General features: G+C 60.7%; 2 protein-coding genes and 1 pseudogene. 2 read left to right on the top strand and 1 reads right to left on the bottom strand.

Annotated features, from left to right (window positions below):
* A pseudogene (locus AC1DK4_RS40395) lies at positions 1-99 on the bottom strand (hydrolase); the annotation flags it as partial.
* Positions 100-502: 403 nt separating this feature from the next.
* On the opposite strand from AC1DK4_RS40395, the gene AC1DK4_RS40390 reads away from it, so the two are divergent.
* Positions 503-1,663 (top strand): hypothetical protein, encoded by a 1,161-nt coding sequence (locus tag AC1DK4_RS40390; RefSeq protein WP_441624466.1) that lies wholly within the window; start codon positions 503-505, stop codon positions 1,661-1,663.
* A 316-nt stretch (positions 1,664-1,979) separates the two neighbouring features.
* A complete protein-coding gene (locus tag AC1DK4_RS40385; protein ID WP_441624464.1) occupies positions 1,980-3,125 on the top strand; it encodes a GGDEF domain-containing protein in 1,146 nt (381 codons plus the stop codon).
* Positions 3,126-3,407 lie beyond the last annotated feature (282 nt).

The raw sequence follows: 3,407 nt of genomic DNA, 5'->3' as shown, positions 1-3,407 counted from the left end.
GTCCATCGACTGCACGCCAAAGGCCATCTGGGGCTGGTGGTCGATGACGATCAGCTGGCTGTTGCGCGGGGTCAGGACTTGCAGTTTGGCGTTCGACACGATGTTCTCCAATTAAGGTGATTCAATGATTTTGAGTTTTATCCGGTAGCGCCTGGCTTGCTTCGTTGCCTTGTTGCGCTGCCCATGTGCAGAACTATAACCAGCGTCAGACCGCGGAAAGTGGCCCATCACTGTCATAGTTAGTCAAAATAATTGAATGTTTTTCGGTCCGGCGGAAGGAGTCCGCTCAGCTAAGCGGCCGGCTAAATCCGCGGCGCGCTCAAGCTGCTGCGTGTGCATCCGGCCAAGCGCATCGAAGTGTTGCTGCCAGATCCTTCCCCGGAGGTGCCAGGACGCCCTGGCCCCCGAACACATATGCCTCACCAGGCATTTATCATTATTTATTTGCGAAGGATAAATTATCCAGATAGGATAAATGGTGATAATCGCACCAGGAAGACACATGTCCAAGCCGTCCGCCGCCTCCGAACGCTACACGTTTCGCCGACCCGCGTTGGCGGCAAGCTTCTGCGCTGCCTTGGCCGGGGAGGGAGTCCAGGATGCCCGCTCGGGCCTGTTCCTCGCGGCGCCGCGTCGGGTAGGGAAGTCCACCTTCCTGCGCGAGGACCTTACGCCGGCCGCCGAGCAGCGCGACTGGGTCACCGTGTACGTCGACTTGTGGTCGAACAAGGCGCATGACCCGGGCGAGCTGATCGCCGACGCCATCAAGCACAAAATTGCCGATCACACCGGTGTCGTGAGCAAAGCCGCAAAGGCTGTCGGCCTCACCAAGGTCACCGTCATGGGCACCCTTGGGTTAGACCTCACCGCCACGGGACTACCAGCGGGCGTCACGCTCACGCAGACCCTTGAGGCGCTGCGCAAGGCCGCCAGGAAACCCGTTCTCTTGATCGTTGATGAAGCGCAGCATGCTCTGACCACGGAGAAGGGCGTCGAGGCAATGTTCGGCCTGAAGGCGGCGCGCGACTCGATGAACGTTTCGGGCAAGGCCCCGGACCTCATGCTGGTCTTCACCGGCTCAAGCCGGGACAAACTCGCGCACCTGGTCATGAATTCGCGCATGCCGTTCTACGGTTCCCAGGTGACGCCGTTCCCGCTGCTCGATAGAAACTTTACCGACGAATTCACCAAGAGCGTAAATAGGGCGCTCGCCGCGGGCAATCAGTTTGAGCCGGAGGCCGTCTACGAAGCCTTCGTGATGGTCGGGCATCGCCCGGAGATGCTGCGCCACCTGATTGGCACGATCGCACTGGCGAACGAATCGCCAAACCTCAGTGCCCGGCTCAAGGATGACGCGACGCTCGTCCAGGAACGCTTGTGGCATGACGTCGAAAGCGACTTCACATCACTGTCGCCACTTCAGCAGGCGGTAGTGCGTGTCATGGCTGACAAGGATGGTCAATTCTCTCCCTTCGGAGAGAGCGCCATTTCCGCGTACAAGGCCCTTGTGCCGGATCATGTGAGCGTCAGCGCTGCGACGGTTCAAAATGCAATTGACGCCCTTCGTGAGCGTGAGATCGTATGGAAAGAGTCGCGGGGCTCGTACGAGATCGAAGATCAAGCGTGGCTGAGTTGGCTCCGCGCCAAAGGCCTGACGTCCTGAAGAACGCGGTAACGCGGTGCGCCAGGCGATGCGCCAGGCGAGGGGTCACCGAAGGGTAGTGCATGGCGCGCCGCCCGGTGTACCGGTCCCCAAATCGCGTATGCTTCGCCCTGCCTTACACGGGCGCAGGTAGGTCTTGCGCCCGTGGTTTCCCAATGCATTGCCCCTGCGGTGGGATTGCCGAATCTCCACCTGCCACGGCTAGCCGTGCAGGGTGCAATGCCAGCTTGAACAGGCATACTCACATGACTGCATTTCCTACAGTATCACGACCGGTCACCGGCCACGGTCAATCCTGTATCTCCACGGCTGACCAATGCTGAACCTGGACCTGCGCTCCATGTCGGCGATGACGGGGATGATCAATATCGCCCTGTGCATCATCCTGCTGGCCTTTCGCCGCGCCTATCCTGCCTCCATCAAAGGCTTGTTGCCTTGGGCGCTCGCACCGCTGCTTTGCGCGCTTTCCGCCGCCTTCTATGCGATGGACGGGCAGTGGCCGGCCGTGCTCGTCGCGTTTGGCGGTAACGCGCTGCTGCTTTCGGGCTGCGCATTGTTCTACTTCGGCAGCCAGCGCTTCTACGGGGTGCCCTGCACCTGGAAATACTGGCTCGGCGTGGGCATTGGCTGCCTGGCCGGCATCGCCTGGTTCCTGCTGGTCTATCCCGACTACCGGATTCGCGTGTTGCTGCTTACCACGGTGCTGGCCGCAATATGCCTGACTCATGCGCGGATGACCTGGCAGCACGGCCGGGGTTTTGCGCCGCGCTTCATGGCAGTTGTCCTCGCTTTCCAGGGGCTGGTCCTGCTGGTGCGGGCAGCGACGACGCTTTTGCAGGATACCGTCAATACTCCGCGGTTTTCCCCTTCGGCTATTCAGACCACGTACATTGCAGCGTATTGTTTCGCGTCGCTGTTCGTCTGCCTTGGCCTGCTGCTGACCGTGAGCGAGCGGTTGCGCGCGGAGTTCGAGTACCTGGCGCAACGCGATGACCTGACAGGGGTATTGAACCGCCGGGCTGTGCTGCACGCAGGGAGTCGCGAACTGAATAACCAGCGCGGCAGCGGCCAGCCACTGTCGTTGCTGCTGATGGATATCGACCACTTCAAGCGCATCAATGACCAGCACGGACACCTGGTGGGTGACCGCGTGCTGGCTCATTTCGCACAAACCGTGGGGCGGGCGCTGCGCTACACGGACTATCTCGGCCGTTTTGGCGGCGAAGAGTTTGTCGTGCTGCTGCCGCGTACCGGCATGGAGGCCGCGCTTGCAATGGCCGAGCGCGTGCGGCAGGCAGTGGAGCAGCAATCGGCCATCGCAGGGCAGCCCGGCTGCACGGCAAGCCTGGGGTTGGCCAGCATCGAGGCCGGGGAAGCGACCCTTGACGAATTGCTGGCGCGAGCCGATTCGGCGCTATATCGCGCCAAGGCCGATGGGCGCAACCGTGTTGAGGCAGGCTGAGCCGGGGCTTCCGCATTCAACGGGCGCCGGTCACTTGCCGGCGGTTGCCGCGATAACGAGGAAAATCCTGGATGGCCGCGCCAACATGATTTGCGGCTCGCTACATGATTTAACATAAGACTAATTATGCGAACATTGGATGTAGCGGCAAAGTTGTAATGTCCGGTTCTAGCAAAGTTCAAATGTCCGCCTGAGGGCCTGTCCATGGTATTCAGCCTGCCCGGTTGAATGCAATGGAGACGCCCGAGGATGGCTAGACCCGAGGTCATTACAGGTCATTAC

The organism is Cupriavidus sp. 05N38, from assembly GCF_056397345.1.
Note: the sequence above shows the minus strand (reverse complement) of the source record. Positions and strands in the feature narration are given on the sequence as shown.